The sequence below is a fragment of the Vibrio sp. 10N.222.55.A1 genome (genome assembly GCF_041473835.1).
Lineage (GTDB): Bacteria > Pseudomonadota > Gammaproteobacteria > Enterobacterales > Vibrionaceae > Vibrio > Vibrio crassostreae_C.
Genome location: NZ_JBFRSX010000042.1, coordinates 56,491 through 72,807, shown reverse-complemented (window position 1 = coordinate 72,807; position 16,317 = coordinate 56,491). Strand labels below are relative to the sequence as shown.

Below are 16,317 nucleotides of genomic sequence, written 5' to 3'. Positions count from 1 at the left end.
ATCTCGTATCTCGTATCTCAAATATCTTTTCTTCCACGCACAAAAAAGAGCACCGAAGTGCCCTTATTAGATTTTAAGCTAGCTATTAATAACTAACGATTATTGCCATATAGCTGAAAGTGAATCCATCAGGCCGCTCGTTGCACCTTGTGACTGCAGTGCTTGAAGAATGATGGGTGCAAATGTTGTAACCATTGATGGATCCATACCTAATCCAGAAAACGCACTTTCAACGGCACCTTGTGAGCTTAGTAGCGATGATAGACCAGTAGACTCAAGGCTCGACATACCCGGAATAAGTGTCGCGAGTTCTTTGTTGTCGGCTGTGCCAAGAGAGTTTTGTGCAAGGGCTAACATTGAACCAATACCGCCAACTGCTTGGTCGCTGGTAACAGAAGCTTGGTCAGCTACCGTATCCACAAGCGGTGTTGTTTCGTTCTGCTGAGACCACATATTCACTGCAGCCATCAGTGCAGTTTGGGATAGTTGGGAATAGTTGGTATCTGATGATGAACTGGTTTGTTCAGAGTCGCTAGTGCTAGCGCAAGAGACAACAGCTAGGCTGCTTAAAACTGTGATGAGTACTTTCTTCATTATTCGTCCTTAAGTAATAAAGTAATTTACTCTTTCACTATAAACGAAAAACGGCGATGTAGTCACATCGCCGTTGGATTATTTCAATTTTATTTACCTATAGTATTTTGTTTTACTAAAGGTTTTTATAAAAATTAAAGAATTGCTAGAAGTTCTACTTCAAATACTAGAGCAGCAAATGGTGGGATTGCAGCACCTGCGCCACGCTCACCGTATGCTAGATCTTGAGGGATGTATAGCTTCCACTTAGAGCCAACAGGCATCATTTGTAGAGCTTGTACCCAACCTTGAATTACGCCAGTTACTGGGAATTCAGCAGGTTGACCGCGAGATACAGAGCTGTCGAAAACAGTACCGTCAGTTAGTTCGCCGTGGTAGTGAACACGTACTTGCTTGTCTGCAGTTGGGATTTCGCCAGTACCTTCAGTTAGTACTTCGTACTGAAGACCAGACTCAAGAACCGTTACTTCTGAACGAAGAGCGTTGTCAGCTAGGAAAGCTTCGCCGTCAGCAGCAGCAGCTTTAGCTAGTTCTTGACGTGCAGCTTCACCACGAGTGTGTAGCTCTTGTAGTGCGTTGTTGATTTCGTCAACTTCGATAGCTGGCATGTCGCCAACTAGAGCTGTTGCGATACCAGCAGCGATTGCGTCAACGTTTAGGCCTTCAAGACCAGAACCAGCAAGTTGTTGGCCCATTTGTAGACCGATACCGTAGCTAGCTTTTTGCTCTACAGTTTCAAATTTTACTTCAGACATGAAAAGTCACTCTTTTTGTCAGTACGAAAAGGGTAAGAATACCAGTATTAGCAGCGTGAAGAAACGGCTAGTCCCTGATCACTTGCGCTTTACCGTGCCCAAATCACAGCCATGTCAATTTTCTCGCTTTGGGCCTTGTTGTGACGGAAAGATCTATACTGTTGGTACTTTGGTTTTTATACTGTAGTTATTCAATGTATAGGACGCAGTGGTATGAATCGTCGTCAAAAGAAAAAACAGAAAGTTGACCACTTAGCAGAATTCAAGGATCGACTGAATCAGGTCAAAGAGAAATTGAGTTCGATCGATGTGAAGAAAATGAAAACCTCGACAGCGCAAACTTGGGGTTCATTGCCGAAGTTACACCAAAGACTGTTGATGGTGATTTCTCCGATCGTACTGATATTACTTTTTGTGCCGCTACCAGAACCTAAAGTAGACACAGCTCCAACAACATCGCGCGTTGAGCTTGAAATAAACACCGTCGGCTTAAGCGAACAGCAAAATGCCAAGAACAGCTCATTAGAACCGAGTAACAAAAATTGGCAGGAGTACCTTGTTAAGCAAGGGGATACGTTAGCGCAGGTTTTTCGAAACAACGATTTGCCATTGTCTGACTTGAATGCGTTAGTGCGAATTGAAGGTGCAGATAAGCCGCTCAGTCAGATTCGTAAAGGCCAGCTGGTTCGTTTCAAACTTGCTGAAACTGGGCAGTTGGACATTCTTCAGCTAGAGAAAGGCGACACTTCGGTGATGTTCTTCCGCTTATCCGATGGTGGCTTTGGTCGCAGTAAGTAGATGAATAGTGAGCCTGAGTTAAAGCGCTTCACCAGACACAGATAAACGATAGAAAAGAGCTAAGCATTAGCTCTTTTTTTTGGTCGCTTGAAAGGGGCGAGTGGCAAGATGATAAGCATGATTCCGATAAAGGTTAATGTATCCGGAATCTCATCGAACCATATTGCACCTATTAGCGCGACAAACACCAATCCTGAATACTCAGCCAAGGCAATTTGGCTAGAGTGTGCTTTTTGATAGGCAGCAACCGCAAGGCCGTTGTAACTTAAGATTAGCGTCGCACTCAGGGCTATGTATCCCAAATGCTCCACAGACACTGGCTGCCAGTATAAGAAGCACAGTACTAATGAGGCTGGAATAGAGAATAAGGTTGTCCACCACAGCGTAGTGACCACCGTTTGCTCACTAGGAAGCTTTCTTACGAGTACATTAAATAGTGCTAGGGTGAGTGCTGTCCCCAAAGCAAACAGTGCCGCCCAATGAAATTGTGATGGCCTCAAGACAATCAATGCACCAATAAAACCTATGGTTGTGCCGATAACCTTGCCGAGTGCCGGTTGCTCTTTCAATAGCAACATTGAGAGCGGCAACATCAGTAAAGGCGCGACATAAAATACTGCGTTGGCGGTTGCCAAAGACAAGTGAGTGATCGCGACCACCATGCACCCACTGCCGATCAGAATTAACTGACCTCGAATGAAGGTTACCTTAGCCTGCTGTAAGCGCCGTTGTTCTTTTTTCTGCTGTAGCCACAAAGGGGTGATGATGACCAGAGATATCAACTGTCGGAAAAAAATATACTGTAAGGGCGGTACTTCGCCATTTAACAGCTTTACCGCTACGTCGGAAAGCGAGGCAAACAAGTTACCTGCAACCAACAATAGAATACCGGCAGTGATATTCGTCATTATTTTTCTAATCTCATGTCTATATGAGGAATGTCATCTTCGAGATACATATCCGAGATGGTGTTGAAGCCGTGGCTCGCATAGAAGTTTTCTAGGTGTTGCTGCGCGCCAATATCAATGGCCGTATTTGGCCAAAGAGCCTCGCAGCGTGTTAATGCTTCTTTGATTAATTGATGCCCCAAGCCACCACCTCTTGCCGATTGCTTGGTTGCGACTCGACCGATGCTGGTGTTGTCGTAAGAGGTACCTGGTGGTAATAAACGTGCACACGCTACCAACTCTTCATCAGCATAGCCAAGCAGGTGCTCAACACCCGCGAGTGTATCTTTACCGTCCAGCTCTGGATAAGGACAAGTCTGCTCGACCACAAATACATCGACTCTTAATTTAAGTAGTTGATAAAGCTGTTGTGTTGAGAGTTCAGAAAAAGGAATTGAGTGCCAAGTGATCATGTTTACATCCAGAGATTATCGATGCTCTGAATGTACTATGCGTGATGATTGTTGGCATTAACTATTGTTAATTCGACCTTTAATTCTGCTCAGGCTGATTGCGGTGATTCCTAGATAAGCGGCAATTTGATTGTCATTTAAGCGCTGCTCAAGGTCGGGATAGTGCTCGCAGAACAGCTGATAACGTTGCTCTGGTGTATAGAGCAGCATGAAGCGTTCTTTGTTTTCCTTATGCATCAGCTGTGTTTCTAACAGCTTTAAATACAAAGGATTATTTGATGCACGCCACTCGATAACCGCATTCATTGGCAGCTCTAACATGGTGATGGGAGTCAGCGTTTCTAATAGGTAAGGGGACGCTTGGCTTTTTATCAGACTCTCAAAGCCGATGATCCAATCTTGTTCCCAATAGAACTCTTTACTGTATTGCTTACCATCATCAGTGAGGTAGCAGGCATGGCACAAGCCTTCAAGTACAAAGTAGATTGAACTCGCCATCTCACCTTGATTGATCAAGATGTGTCTGGTTGGCAACTCAAGTGGCTTGGCGACAGCAACTAGAGATTCAATCTGGCTTTCAGAGAAGTCGAAGCTTTGTAGTTGTTCGATAAAAGAGGTGTGCATGAAAATAACCTAACCCAAATAAGTGCCGAAATCATCGCACTTATTTGGAGAGAGGTACAGAGCGGGATAAATCAGCGGCGTGCGTGTTGCTCTAGGTAATCTTGAGCAAGCTCTCTGCCCATGTATTTACCCAGAGTCTTCAGTGGTACCTTTTTAAGGTTCACCACAATCAAGCCATCCAAGGCATCATTAAACGATGGGTCGACATTAAAACACACCAGTTTACCGTTCATCCCTAGATATTGGCGCAGCAGTACCGGCAGGCCTTTACCTTGCTCCATGCGTGCTAACACTTTAGAGAGCAGAGGCACACTCGCCAGTGAAGAGAGCAGGTGATTTTGCCAGAACACATGACTGCTGGTATTGAGTGGTGACGAAGGTGAAACCAAATTCGCCTTTTCCTCATCATAATGGTGGATTGATAACGTGGTCGCGATCAACAGACGCGCATTGTGGCTGTAATCATTGCTGATACTGACTGGGCCGAACAGATGGGTATATTGAGGGTGACGAGACACAAAGGTCGCAATGCCTTTCCACAATAGTAACAGTGAGTTCAGGCTCTTTTGGTAAGGTTTACTTACTACCGATCGCCCAAGCTCAATGCTGTTTTCTAGAGTATCAATGAATTCTTGGTTGTAGTTAAACAGGCTACGAGAGTAAAGCTGATCAAGCCCGTGCTCAGCGATGAGTTTGTCGACCATACCGAGTCGATACGCGCCAACCAGTTCTGCCTTGGTTTTATTCCACACAAACAGTTGATGGTAGTAAAGGTCATACTCATCTAAATCACAGGCCAGCCCGCTGCCTTCTCCGACTTCTCTAAAGCTTTCTTCTCTTACTCGACCAATCTCGCGCATTAAGTTAGGAATGGATTGGCTTGGTGTGCAGTAGACCTCAAAGTTCCCTTGCTCGAGCAGTTTCATCTCTTCAGGGAGTGAGTCTATCTCTATTGATAAGACTTCTGGTGGAATAGGCGCTATCACTTGGGTATCGAAAGAGGGCGCGTGGATTGGCGTGTTCGGACTATCTTGTTGACTCATTAGATAGGTATTAAGTCGTAGGTAGTTGACGATATCCATCTCTTTTTCAAACGATTTTATCTCTGAATACGGAATCGATGAGCCAATCGAGATAGAGATAGTTGTCGCTTGTTTATTAAGAAGTTCACGCCCGAGTAGAGCGGTTCTCAACAGTGGATGAACACGACCCGCTTGATAGAAAAGCTCACTGTTCTTGCCATTGATAAAGATAGGTACCGTGGTGGCTTGGTGACGTTTGACGAATTTCGCTACCGACTTGCTCCACTCGATGTCTGTCAGTGTTTTTGCCCCTTTACGGTAGCTTGATACTTCACCTGCTGGGAATACAATCAATAGTCCACCATCAGCCAAATGACGATTGGCATCTCGAATCGCTTTGGCATTGGTGCGTTTCGATTCTTTACTGTTAAAGACATCGACACCGATGAAAAGATCATCCAGTTCAGGCAGGCGCTTAAGTAACTCATTGGCCAGCACCTTCACATCCTTTCTTACTGATCCTACGAGATCGGCAAGGATCACGCCTTCGATGGCGCCAAGCGGGTGGTTCGCCACAATCACGACAGGCCCTTCTTCCGGGATGTTTTCCGTGCTTCCCGATGCAACCGAGTAGTCGATATTGAGCGCCGACAGAGTGTAATTCATGAATTCGAAGCTAGATAACTCGTTTTTACGATCTTGGTAGAGTCGGTCTAGCTTAGATAGCCCAGTTGCCCACTCGACAACAGACTCACCTAAACCAAAAGGCGTGTAACGTGGTAAACGAAAAGGACTATCAATCATAATGAAATTACCTTACTTAATCAGTTGCGGCCAAACTTTATCGGCTTGTTGAATATGCTGTGCTTGGTCTTGTTCCCAGCGCTGCTTAATCTCTTGGTCGTAGTTAAGATAAAGTTTGTCATCAACTATGGTCCAATACTGTGGGTCACCTGGTGCGAAGTCGTTTTTGGCAGAAACGGCCCATGCGCAATAACCACCATATTGAGGGGCATATTTTTCAGGATTATTAACAAATAAAGTCAGATTCTTTTCAGAAGAGAAATACCAGTCCGCGCCTTTGTACTCTGTGCTGAACTTCTTGCTCCCTTCAACAGGCTTCCCAGACGTGAAATAAGCCACGGTATCGTAGCCATCGAGTGCCTTACTGCTAAAGAAGCCGGTATAGATTTCATCGGCGGCAAATACGTACGGGCTAACAAGTAGCAGAACCATGGTGAATAGTTTTCTCATGATGGACTCCATCTATAGATTGATTGCGGGTGATAAATCAAAGGTAAAGCGCTGCTGATTTATCTGACATGGTTTAATGGGTTCGCATGGTGAGCCGGGTGCATAAAACATAGAGGCTTGACCATGCAGGTTACGTAAGTGTGTAAAGCTCACGGTATGTGCGTCTTCGCGATGCATACAGGTCGCTAAATGAGGTTGCTCATTGTGATGGTGAGAGTGGAACATCAGTAAGTTCCGTTGATTCTTACCTGCCGCCATGAGCTGATCATATTTTGCTTGTCGGTAGGCTTGCACTCGCTCTAAATCAACACCGGATGAGAAGAGTGGAGAATCAGTGTCGACTATTTTCTGTTGAATACCATCCCACATGTAGGCGATAACCAGACCATTGTGTTGGGTTAGATTGGGCGCGAAAGCTAGCAAGGTAAATGGGGCAAAAGAGTGTAGGTCTAGCTTGTGAAACGCTTCAGATAGCTGACTGATATTACGACTCGATGATAGGTTTTTAAGTAGCAAACCGCGGCTTACTAAAGGACCAACGGGCACTGTGCCTTGATAGTTATTGAGTAGGCATAGCGAAAGCCCGAACTCATTAATACTTATCCAGCTACCGCCGCCAGTTGGGTCGAGTGGCATAATGATATCGACACCGTTGACTCGATATTGTCTGGGTGGCATTGCCAGTGCTCGCGTCTTTTGTTCATCACGATTAAAAAAGACCTGATAACCATTCTCTTCAAGCAGCCAAGATACTGAACACATGATTATTGCTCCCTCAGATAGCTGTTGGTGGTTGGGGCATAACCCAAGGTGTTGCAGGTCTCGACGTCTAGGAAGGTGGTGATCACCTTGATCATCGCGTAATGATGATTGGCATGCAGTGCGGCAAAGGTGACCTCTCTTTCGAGCGTTGAAGGCAGGCTTGCGAACACTTGAGCATCCATCGAAACCTCGGTTTGGATCATGATAGGCGCTTCGAGATCTCGACGGTCTAATCGTTCAAGCCAGTTGATCACATAGTGGATCTCTTTGACTGCAATAGAGCGGTCGTATTCGACAGGATGACCACGACGACGAGTGTTGTAATCAACGGTCTCATCCTCTTTTAAAATCAAGGCGTGAAAAAGATCCAGTGTGTGACGAGTATGTTCACCGATAGAGCTTGTAACGTGTGGCTTTGCTCGTGTCAGGTAATCGCTGTCAGAAATCGCTAACAAAAACTCTAGACCCTGATTCAATATCTCTACCGCTCCCTTGATACTAGGAGAGAAAGAAGTAAGGGCGCTCGGTTGGGCTATGGGGTTCATTCATGATCCTCGTGCAAAGTTAGTCGGTAGTCGGATATTGTTGAACAAGACGTCGCTCTTCTTGCCACGCCGCAAATAAGCTCTTGAAAGAAGGGGATTGGTGGCCTCGTTGTTTTTGCTGAGCGCCAATATCAAAAAGAATGCGATATTGCAGGAGTAGCGTAGAAAATATCTCTCGTAATGGGGTGTTGCGATCCCAGATATGTCCAGCCTCACTGCTTGCGCCATTGACCTCAAGAATCGTGAAATCCTCACCGTTCATTAGGCTGTACATGTCTTTAAACTTGACGTCGAGTCGACCAAAGTGAAAGCCATCGAAGTCGTCGAATATCTCGTCTAAGCGTTCTGTTAGAGCCTGAGTGATGTATTGATTACCGTCTCGGAAGATACAGCCACGGCTATGGCTGCCTGCAAACGCGAGTTGGAACTCTTCACCCTCTGCGAGCACTTGATCCAATTTATCTTCATGCCTTGGTAGATACAGGTGGCTGAGTTGCCCAGCGCGCGGGCTGTTTTCAATTAACTGCTTGAGTGTCGACTTGCCATCACCCATCACCATTGGCGCATATTTGAGTGTGATCGAGATGATCTCACCTTGCTTTTTATTTGGGTAACGAACGTAGAAAACACCCGCTTCGGCTTGATAAGGCGCCTTTTTTTGCAGTAGAAAGCGAGCATTATTTGGGAAAGATTCGACATATTGCTCAAGTTGAACTTGGTTGTTGATCAGCTTAACGCCAACACCTCGACAGCCAAGATCCGGCTTAGCCACGATAGGGAAATCAAGATCCGTTTGTATGAGTGCGCTGCGTGCGTCTTCGGCTTGTTTTTTACTGCCGAGATCCGTTTTGGTTAGGGTTATAAACGGTGAGATCCAACGCTGACTTGAAGATCCGGCAAGGCTCAATATCTCATGTTTTGATTCGCCTACCATGCCGCTTAACTTAATGCTTGGATTGGCGATGAGCGGCAGCGCCCAGTCAAAGTGCCGTAACCCTTGCATCAGGCTTTGAATGACCACTGGCGTGTAGAAGAACCAAGTCGGAAGAAACTCATAAGGAGAGACACTTCGCACGGTATCTTTTTCAAGCAGAGGCATACCTGCATTAATTTGATGTGCGGGAATGATGCGAATATCTTGCGGTGAACTCATGATAGCCCTCTAGAGTAGGTTTTATTCATTAATCGATTGCCGATAAACAGCAAAACGATGGCACACGGGATGATGATCCATTGATATTCAGAGGCTTGCAGCCAGGCTGATGTCCCTAAATAGTAGATGGCAGAGAAGACAATGCCAGTCCAGAGCGCAGTTGCGCCGATGACGGCAAATAAGAAAGTAGGCAGTGGGATGGCGAAAAAGCCACTCAGAGTAAAACCAACGGTGCGTAGCCCAGGAATAAAGCGGATAACAAAAAGGCTGCTGAATGCGTTTTGGCGTAATTTGGTACGAAGCGAACGAAAGTACTTATTGGTGAGGGCTTTATATCGAACGCCTCGGAAGTAACGTCCTGATTTACCAAGGTAATAAAGACCAAGATCACCAGTGGCAATGCCAATGAAAATTGCAAGTAACGCATATTGCGGTGGGATGAGTGCTTGAGTCGCTAAACCAGCGGCCGTCACGATTGCCAGATCTTCAAGCAGGTAAGAAAGCGCGATAATGCCAAGCATCAGCCATAGCAGCGACTCCTCCCCTGAATGTAACCATGCTTGAATGCTCTCGACGGTGCCCATCAAATGTCCTTATCTATCCTATAGATGAATGGCTTACCGGCCATTCATTGAGTGTAGTAAATTAAATAGACAGGAGGAGCTCAGAAAAACTTACAGCGAATTGCTGCTTTTTTACGTTGATTGGATTCAATAGGTGATTTGAGGTGTGCGATATTAGGCGAAGAATGAGCAGGAGTTTAAGCTTCGAAAGCTGAGGCCTTACACTAAGAATTTAGATAAGAAAAGAAAAAGGCTGAGTCGTTAAACTCAGCCTTTTAGAAGGTTAACTATTGATTACTAGAGTAATCTATTTAGTTAGATCAATTTGGTAAACGCCGAAACCAACATCGTCAGTGGCAACACGTTTCATTGGGTATTGACCCTTCTCTTTAATGAACTGTACCGCTTTCTCACTTGGCGACGTTTCAAAGCGGATATCTAGCTTTTTATCCGTTTTGATTGGTGCGAATGACCAGTTGTTGTCAGCTGTTGGGCTCACTTGGCCTTGCTCTTTGCTTACGCGAGAGATGTAGTTCGCCAGTACAGTACGGTTCTCATCTGGTGCATCAAATGCGATGAAGTCTTCACCTGTGCCTGGGAATTTAGCGCTGTAAGCTCGGTAGTTGTTGGTTGCGATCAGGAAGTCTTGCTTCATGTCGATTGGCTTACCTTGGTAAGTTAGGCCAACAATACGCTGAGAATCAGGGTTAACGACTTTACAGTTTGCATCGTATTTCGCAGGCTGAGTTACGTCGATTTGGTAATCCACACCGTCGATAACATCGAAGTTGTAAGTACGGAAGTTATCCCACTCAATCAGCTGTTGTGGTGCTGTTGAGTTCACATCGATTTGGTTGAATTGGCCAGCAGAACACTCAAGCCACTCTTTTACTTCGTGACCTGTTACCTTCATTGCAACTAGCGTGTTCGGGTAAAGGTATAAGTCAGCCGCGTTACGGAATGTCAGTTGGCCAGATTCAACCTCAGTGAAGTTCGCTGGGTCATTCTTACGGCCACCGGCTTTGAATGGCGCAGCAGCAGAAAGTACTGGTGTACCGTCTAGGTCTGGGTCACCTTGGATGAACTGTTCAACGTAATCTTTCTGTGCAAGGTTAACAATCTGCACTGTTGGATCGTCTTGTACTAGAGACAGGAAGCTGTACATCACGTCGTCTGCTTTACCAATTGGTTGGTTAACAAACTCACGAGTACCTGCGTGGTCTTTTTCTAGTGCTGTTACGATGCCTTCATCAGCATCTGCAAGTGATTTCTTCTCGATCTTGTCGTAGATAGGGCGTGCTTCTGATTGGCCTTTTACTACTTCCCACTTACCGTCTTTTTGTGCAAGTGTTAGGTCCATAACACCAACGTGGCTACCCCAACGACCTGGCATTACTGCTGCAACGCCGTTCATTGTGCCAGTTTCGTTGTCGATGCCTTGAATGTCATCAAAACCTTTACCTGGGAACACTGCGTGAGAGTGGCCGAATGCGATTGCATCTATGCCGTCTACTTCAGATAGGTAGAACGTTGAGTTCTCTTCGCCATTTCTGTATGGGTCCGTTGATACGCCTGAGTGAGGGATAGCAACGATAACTTCAGCGCCTTCCGCTTTCATTTGAGGCACTAACTCGTTAGCTGTCTCAATGATATCGCGAGCGATTACTTTACCTTCAAGGTTCTTCTTATCCCACGTCATGATTTGTGGTGGAACGAAACCGATGTAGCCGACTTTTACTTCATGCTCTACGCCTGCAGTATCTTCTAACGTGTGCGTCTTGATGATGTAAGGTGTGAAGTAGTGTTCTTTGGTTTTTGCGTCGTAAACGTTAGCACTGATGTACGGGAAATCAGCGTCGTTGATTGACTCTTCTAGGAAATCAAGACCGTAGTTGAATTCGTGGTTACCTAGGTTTGCAGCGTCGTAGCTTAGCTGGTTCATAGCTTTGTATGCAGGGTGAACTTCGCCTACTTCGATGCCTTTGTCTGCCATGTAGTCACCCATTGGGCTACCTTGCAGCAAGTCACCGTTATCAACTAATACGCTGTTGGTTACTTCGCTTTGAGCTTCTTTTACTAGAGTTGCAGTACGTGCTAAGCCAATTTTTTTCGATGGCTTGTCTTTGTAGTAGTCGTAATCCATTAGGTTGGTATGGATATCCGTCGTTTCTACGACACGTAATTTAATCACTTCATCGGTATCTGGTGTTGTTGTGCAGCCTGCTAAAGTCAAACCAAGACCCGCAAGTACAGCCAATGACAAAGGTTTCATTGCAACTTTCATTTTGTAGCTCCAAAGTGGATAGTAGAAAATTCGTTGCGTAATGTAACAAAACCGAATGAAACAATGATTACAACGAATGTCAATTCGTGACTTAGATCGATTACTTTATGGTGTTCTGCAAGACGCCTCCCAAACCTGATTAATCGATGTGCAACTGATATCGATAATATTAGTCCATTCATTTCACCTGCTTATCGGTAAATTCAATCCCTTATCAGCTTTTCGAATAAAAAATGAAATTTTAGAATTTCCAGTAATATGAGAGGCTCGTCATAATGCCTATATCAAGGACGTATCAGGCAGATGAATAGCAAGGATAGCTCAAAACGAAGCTTCTGTTTTCTTCTAGTGCCAATACTCCCATTCACTCAAGTGGATGAGTTAAATCCCTTGCTTGGCAAGACCAAGTAATGAATTGCTCGTAACGCGAGCCTTAAAGGAAGCACTGAAATGGACCAAGAACGTTTAACCCACCTAAAACAGCTCGAAGCGGAAAGTATTCATATTATCCGTGAAGTAGCGGCTGAGTTTGATAACCCAGTGATGATGTACTCCATCGGAAAAGATTCTTCTGTGATGCTTCATTTAGCTCGCAAAGCGTTTTATCCAGGCAAGATTCCATTCCCGTTATTGCATGTAGATACGGATTGGAAATTCCGCGAGATGATTGAGTTTCGTGATCGTACGGCTAAAAAGTACGGCTTCGACCTTTTAGTACATAAGAACCCAGAAGGTATTGAGATGGGTTGTAGCCCATTTGTACATGGTTCTTCGAAGCACACTGACATCATGAAAACACAGGGCCTTAAGCAGGCGTTAAACAAGTATGGGTTCGATGCGGCTTTTGGTGGTGCGCGTCGTGATGAAGAAAAATCTCGTGCGAAAGAACGTGTTTATTCTTTCCGTGATAAGAACCATACGTGGGATCCAAAAAACCAGCGTCCAGAGCTTTGGCACACCTACAACGGTCAGGTTAATAAGGGCGAAAGCATTCGTGTCTTCCCGCTATCTAATTGGACTGAGCTCGATATCTGGCAATACATCTATCTAGAGAGCATCGATATTGTTCCACTTTACCTTTCAGACAAACGCCCTGTAGTTGAGCGTGATGGCATGCTGATCATGGTTGATGATGACCGTATGGAGCTGCAAGAAGGTGAAGTGATTGAAGAGAAAAGCGTTCGTTTTCGTACTTTAGGCTGTTACCCATTAACCGGAGCGGTTGAATCTGAGGCGAATACGCTAACGGGCATTATTGAAGAGATGCTGGTGGCGACGTCTAGTGAGCGTCAAGGTCGAGCGATTGACCATGATCAGTCGGGCTCTATGGAGCTGAAAAAGCGCCAAGGTTATTTCTAAGAATCTAAGGAAAGAAAAATGAATAGTGCAGTAGAAGCCGAATTGGCTGAACTAGGGATTGAAGGTTATCTAAGTCAGCATCAGCATAAATCTATGCTTAGATTTTTAACTTGTGGCTCGGTAGATGACGGTAAAAGTACGCTAATCGGTCGCTTACTCCATGATACAAAACAGATTTATGAAGATCAGCTAGCGGCGGTTCACTCGGATAGCCAACGAGTGGGAACGACAGGTGAGAAACCTGATTTGGCACTGCTTGTTGATGGTCTGCAGGCTGAGCGTGAGCAAGGGATCACGATCGATGTGGCTTACCGCTACTTCTCGACTCAAAAACGTAAGTTCATTATTGCTGATACTCCTGGGCATGAGCAGTATACGCGCAACATGGCAACAGGCGCTTCAACGTGTGATCTGGCGGTGATCTTGATTGATGCTCGTAAGGGCGTTCTGGATCAAACACGTCGTCACTCGTTTATCTCTAACCTGCTTGGTTTGAAGCATTTCATCGTTGCTGTAAACAAGATGGATCTTGTGGAGTATTCACAAGATCGTTTTGAAGAGATTCGCGATCAGTATCTAGAGTTTGCAGAAAACCTAGAAGGCGAAACCAATATTCAGATCTTGCCAGTATCGGCGCTTGAAGGCATCAACGTTGCTGCACCAAGTAAAGAGCTTGCATGGTTCGAAGGCCCATCTCTGCTAGAAGTGTTAGAGAACGTCGACATTGACCAAAAGCGTTCGGCAGGTGAATTCCGATTCCCAGTTCAGTACGTCAATCGTCCTAACTTAGACTTCCGCGGTTTTGCTGGCACCGTTGCCTCTGGCCGTGTCAGTGTCGGTGATGAAATCAAGGCGCTGCCGTCGGGTAAAACCTCTAAGGTTGCACGCATTGTAACTTTTGATGGTGATTTGGAGTCTGCGCAAGCGGGCTTGGCAGTAACACTGACCCTTGAAGATGAGATTGATATCAGTCGTGGTGATTTGATTGTGCTAGAAAACGCGCAGATTGAATCCACTAACCACGTATTGGCTGACATCGTGTGGATGACAGAGCAACCATTGCAACCGGGCAAAGCTTACGACATCAAGATCGCAGGCAAGAAAACCGTCGGTCAGGTTGAAACAGTTCGCCACCAATATGACATCAACAACCTGTCGACCCACGCTGTCGATGAGTTACCACTGAATGGTATTGGCTTGTGTGAATGGTCTTTGAACGAGACTGTTGCATTGGATAAATACCGTGAGAGTGCGGATACCGGTGGCTTCATCGTTATCGACCGTCTAACCAACGTGACGGTTGGTGCGGGTTTGATTCGAGACCGTTTGGACTCTGTTGAACAGCAAGTCGGTAACTTCTCTGCATTTGAACTTGAGTTCAACGCATTGGTTCGCAAACATTTCCCTCATTGGGATGCCAAAGATCTAAGCCAACTACTGAAGTCATAAACGACCAAGTAACAGCTTATTGAATTAGGCGGAAACCGATCGTTTCCGCCATAAAGGACGGGTATATGTGGCAACAAGGATTTGTATTAGCGATTTTGCTCGGCATCATTACTTGCCTGCTCGTTACCCGTATTAAGCCAAGCTTTATATTTGCTGGCGCGGCGTTTATTGCTTTTATGGCTGGCATGATCGACTTGTCGAGCTTAGCCAATAACTTCACTAACTCCTCGTTACTGACTTTAATTCTTCTTATCCTCGCATCAAGTGCGTTGGAGAAAACTCGCTTAATCAGTTGGGTTAGCCGCAATATCTCTGAAGGTAGGCTAGGCACCGTGGTTGCGAAGTTGGGTATTTCCACAGCGTTACTTTCTTCTTTTACCAATAACACGGCAGTGGTGGTTTCTTTGATCGGTGCGATCAAACGTAATCAACAGCACGCGCCATCTAAGTTACTTATCCCTTTGTCATACGCTGCCATTTTAGGTGGCACCCTGACATTGATCGGCACATCAACCAACTTGATCATCAATAGCTTTGTTGAAGATGCCGGATTGCCGAGCTTAAACTTTTTCACACCCACCTTGATCGGTTTAGCTGTTTTGATCGGCGGCGTGTTGATCCTTATTCCTCTTAGCTATTTTTTACCCAGCTACGATGATGGTTCTCAAGATGATCTGCCTTACTTTTTAGAAGCCAGAGTGGAGCCGGGCTCACCGTTAGTTGGTCGCAGCGTAAGTGAAAACAACCTCAGAGCATTGAGAAAACTGTTCTTAGCGGAAGTGATTCGAGACGGTAAGACCACCGCATCTATTGACCCTGATTTTATTCTTCAAGCTCGCGACCGATTGCTGTTTTGTGGTGATGTAGAGAGTGTTGCAACACTGCAAGAAATCCAAGGTTTAACCCTGTTTGGTCAGCATCATTTGAATGGCCAGAGCTTTGTTGAAGTGGTGGTGAGTTCGTCGGCAAGCTTCTGTAACAAAACCCTGAAAACCAGCCAATTTAGAGATCGTTTCGATGCGGTTGTGGTTGCTATTCGTCGTGGCCATGAACGCCTAGAAGGTGGGCTAGGGAATATCACATTGACCGCTGGTGATACCTTGATTTTGGTTCCAGGTAAACGCTTTGAAGAACAGCGCCAACAACACAACAAAGAGTTTGTGTTGATGAATGACTTAGATTCGAGTGCCAAGCTTGATGCCGACAAATCGACGTTCGTGTTGCTCGGCTTTGCTAGCGTGATTGGTTTAGCCCTTATCGATGCAGTACCTATTATCAAAGGCTTAGCTGGTTTTCTACTGTTGCTGGTGGCATTTGGCGTGGTGCAACTGGGTGAGCTCCGCCGCCGTTTCCCAGTCGACATTGTGGTGATCGTGGGCTCTGCACTTTCTATTGCTCAACTGATGATTTCATCGGGTTTATCTGAGCGGATGGGGCTGATGTTTATGGAGGCGTTTAATGGCTGGGGCGTATTCGGTGCGTTAGTTGCTACCTACTTTATGACTTTGGTTTTGACAGAGCTGGTGACCAATAATGCGGCTGCAGCACTCTCATTTCCGATTGGCTACAGTATGGCAGTAGGTTATGGCGTTGACCCTATGCCGTTCATCATGGCGGTACTGTTTGGTGCCAGTGCCAGTTTTATATCTCCATACGGTTATCAAACCAACTTACTTGTTTATAGCGTAGGTAATTACCATTTAACGGATTACCTACGTATCGGCATACCAATCTCGATTGTATATTCGGGCTTGGTGCTGACCCTAATTCCTTATTTTTTCCCATTTTAATGCTG

The 16,317-nt window shown here is 45.5% G+C and carries 16 protein-coding genes; 4 read left to right on the top strand and 12 right to left on the bottom strand.

All coding sequences use genetic code 11. The features are described from left to right. Positions 1 to 99: 99 nt before the first annotated feature. A complete protein-coding gene (locus tag AB4493_RS13980) occupies positions 100 to 594 on the bottom strand; it encodes a DUF2780 domain-containing protein (RefSeq protein ID WP_017058875.1) in 495 nt (164 codons plus the stop codon). Positions 595 to 728: 134 nt separating this feature from the next. Next, positions 729 to 1,349 carry an FKBP-type peptidyl-prolyl cis-trans isomerase gene (locus AB4493_RS13975; protein ID WP_008220519.1) on the bottom strand — a complete coding sequence of 207 codons (621 nt, stop codon included), beginning with the start codon at positions 1,347 to 1,349 and terminating at the stop codon, positions 729 to 731. A 213-nt stretch (positions 1,350 to 1,562) separates the two neighbouring features. Here AB4493_RS13975 and AB4493_RS13970 point away from each other — a divergent pair, with 213 nt between their 5' ends. Beyond that, positions 1,563 to 2,147, top strand: coding sequence for a LysM-like peptidoglycan-binding domain-containing protein (locus AB4493_RS13970; RefSeq protein WP_017068022.1), 585 nt, complete (start codon positions 1,563 to 1,565; stop codon positions 2,145 to 2,147). A gap of 59 nt (positions 2,148 to 2,206) precedes the next feature. Here AB4493_RS13970 and AB4493_RS13965 read toward each other — a convergent pair whose 3' ends face one another. The 10 genes from AB4493_RS13965 to AB4493_RS13920 form a co-directional block, all read right to left on the bottom strand. Continuing rightward, complete coding sequence (locus tag AB4493_RS13965) at positions 2,207 to 3,055, bottom strand: DMT family transporter (protein ID WP_017063713.1); 849 nt, start codon at positions 3,053 to 3,055, stop codon at positions 2,207 to 2,209. Further along, positions 3,055 to 3,507 (bottom strand): GNAT family N-acetyltransferase, encoded by a 453-nt coding sequence (locus AB4493_RS13960; protein ID WP_017058878.1) that lies wholly within the window; start codon positions 3,505 to 3,507, stop codon positions 3,055 to 3,057. The genes AB4493_RS13965 and AB4493_RS13960 overlap by 1 nt, the downstream gene beginning before the upstream one ends. 57 nt (positions 3,508 to 3,564) lie before the next feature. Then, a complete protein-coding gene (locus tag AB4493_RS13955; protein WP_017058879.1) occupies positions 3,565 to 4,131 on the bottom strand; it encodes a Crp/Fnr family transcriptional regulator in 567 nt (188 codons plus the stop codon). A 71-nt stretch (positions 4,132 to 4,202) separates the two neighbouring features. Next, positions 4,203 to 5,957: a lysophospholipid acyltransferase family protein gene (locus AB4493_RS13950; RefSeq protein WP_017058880.1), complete on the bottom strand. Its 1,755-nt coding sequence runs from the start codon at positions 5,955 to 5,957 to the stop codon at positions 4,203 to 4,205. Positions 5,958 to 5,969: 12 nt separating this feature from the next. Continuing rightward, complete coding sequence (locus AB4493_RS13945; protein ID WP_017063714.1) at positions 5,970 to 6,407, bottom strand: YHS domain-containing (seleno)protein; 438 nt, start codon at positions 6,405 to 6,407, stop codon at positions 5,970 to 5,972. A gap of 12 nt (positions 6,408 to 6,419) precedes the next feature. Next, a complete protein-coding gene (locus tag AB4493_RS13940; RefSeq protein ID WP_372155205.1) occupies positions 6,420 to 7,169 on the bottom strand; it encodes an NRDE family protein in 750 nt (249 codons plus the stop codon). A 2-nt stretch (positions 7,170 to 7,171) separates the two neighbouring features. After that, positions 7,172 to 7,714, bottom strand: a complete 543-nt coding sequence (locus AB4493_RS13935) for a hypothetical protein (RefSeq protein WP_372155203.1) — start codon at positions 7,712 to 7,714, stop codon at positions 7,172 to 7,174. Between the two features lie 19 nt (positions 7,715 to 7,733). Further along, entirely contained in the window at positions 7,734 to 8,867 is a 1,134-nt protein-coding gene (locus AB4493_RS13930) for an ATP-grasp domain-containing protein (protein WP_017058884.1), read from the bottom strand. Continuing rightward, positions 8,864 to 9,451, bottom strand: a complete 588-nt coding sequence (locus AB4493_RS13925) for a DedA family protein (protein ID WP_372056148.1) — start codon at positions 9,449 to 9,451, stop codon at positions 8,864 to 8,866. The genes AB4493_RS13930 and AB4493_RS13925 overlap by 4 nt, the downstream gene beginning before the upstream one ends. Positions 9,452 to 9,737: 286 nt before the next feature. Continuing rightward, the gene (locus tag AB4493_RS13920; protein ID WP_372155201.1) at positions 9,738 to 11,714 is read right to left on the bottom strand and encodes a bifunctional 2',3'-cyclic-nucleotide 2'-phosphodiesterase/3'-nucleotidase; all 1,977 of its coding nucleotides are present in this window, start codon (positions 11,712 to 11,714) and stop codon (positions 9,738 to 9,740) included. Positions 11,715 to 12,128: 414 nt separating this feature from the next. Here AB4493_RS13920 and cysD point away from each other — a divergent pair, with 414 nt between their 5' ends. The 3 genes from cysD to AB4493_RS13905 all read left to right on the top strand — a co-directional run bounded on the left by cysD (position 12,129) and on the right by AB4493_RS13905 (position 16,312). Next, positions 12,129 to 13,073 (top strand): sulfate adenylyltransferase subunit CysD, encoded by a 945-nt coding sequence (cysD, locus tag AB4493_RS13915; protein ID WP_226088532.1) that lies wholly within the window; start codon positions 12,129 to 12,131, stop codon positions 13,071 to 13,073. A gap of 18 nt (positions 13,074 to 13,091) precedes the next feature. Then, entirely contained in the window at positions 13,092 to 14,522 is a 1,431-nt protein-coding gene (gene cysN, locus AB4493_RS13910) for a sulfate adenylyltransferase subunit CysN (protein ID WP_017063719.1), read from the top strand. A 65-nt stretch (positions 14,523 to 14,587) separates the two neighbouring features. Further along, the gene (locus AB4493_RS13905) at positions 14,588 to 16,312 is read left to right on the top strand and encodes an SLC13 family permease (protein ID WP_017058888.1); all 1,725 of its coding nucleotides are present in this window, start codon (positions 14,588 to 14,590) and stop codon (positions 16,310 to 16,312) included. Positions 16,313 to 16,317 lie beyond the last annotated feature (5 nt).

Excerpts from the sequence above, each read along its gene's own strand:
- AB4493_RS13980 (WP_017058875.1), bottom strand. The coding sequence starts at position 594 with ATGAAGAAAGTACTCATCACAGTTTTAAGCAGCCTAGCTGTTGTCTCT.
- AB4493_RS13975 (WP_008220519.1), bottom strand. The coding sequence starts at position 1,349 with ATGTCTGAAGTAAAATTTGAAACTGTAGAGCAAAAAGCTAGCTACGGT.
- AB4493_RS13970 (WP_017068022.1), top strand. The coding sequence starts at position 1,563 with ATGAATCGTCGTCAAAAGAAAAAACAGAAAGTTGACCACTTAGCAGAA.
- AB4493_RS13965 (WP_017063713.1), bottom strand. The coding sequence starts at position 3,055 with ATGACGAATATCACTGCCGGTATTCTATTGTTGGTTGCAGGTAACTTG.
- AB4493_RS13960 (WP_017058878.1), bottom strand. The coding sequence starts at position 3,507 with ATGATCACTTGGCACTCAATTCCTTTTTCTGAACTCTCAACACAACAG.
- AB4493_RS13955 (WP_017058879.1), bottom strand. The coding sequence starts at position 4,131 with ATGCACACCTCTTTTATCGAACAACTACAAAGCTTCGACTTCTCTGAA.
- AB4493_RS13950 (WP_017058880.1), bottom strand. The coding sequence starts at position 5,957 with ATGATTGATAGTCCTTTTCGTTTACCACGTTACACGCCTTTTGGTTTA.
- AB4493_RS13945 (WP_017063714.1), bottom strand. The coding sequence starts at position 6,407 with ATGAGAAAACTATTCACCATGGTTCTGCTACTTGTTAGCCCGTACGTA.
- AB4493_RS13940 (WP_372155205.1), bottom strand. The coding sequence starts at position 7,169 with ATGTGTTCAGTATCTTGGCTGCTTGAAGAGAATGGTTATCAGGTCTTT.
- AB4493_RS13935 (WP_372155203.1), bottom strand. The coding sequence starts at position 7,714 with ATGAACCCCATAGCCCAACCGAGCGCCCTTACTTCTTTCTCTCCTAGT.
- AB4493_RS13930 (WP_017058884.1), bottom strand. The coding sequence starts at position 8,867 with ATGAGTTCACCGCAAGATATTCGCATCATTCCCGCACATCAAATTAAT.
- AB4493_RS13925 (WP_372056148.1), bottom strand. The coding sequence starts at position 9,451 with ATGGGCACCGTCGAGAGCATTCAAGCATGGTTACATTCAGGGGAGGAG.
- AB4493_RS13920 (WP_372155201.1), bottom strand. The coding sequence starts at position 11,714 with ATGAAAGTTGCAATGAAACCTTTGTCATTGGCTGTACTTGCGGGTCTT.
- cysN (WP_017063719.1), top strand. The coding sequence starts at position 13,092 with ATGAATAGTGCAGTAGAAGCCGAATTGGCTGAACTAGGGATTGAAGGT.
- AB4493_RS13905 (WP_017058888.1), top strand. The coding sequence starts at position 14,588 with ATGTGGCAACAAGGATTTGTATTAGCGATTTTGCTCGGCATCATTACT.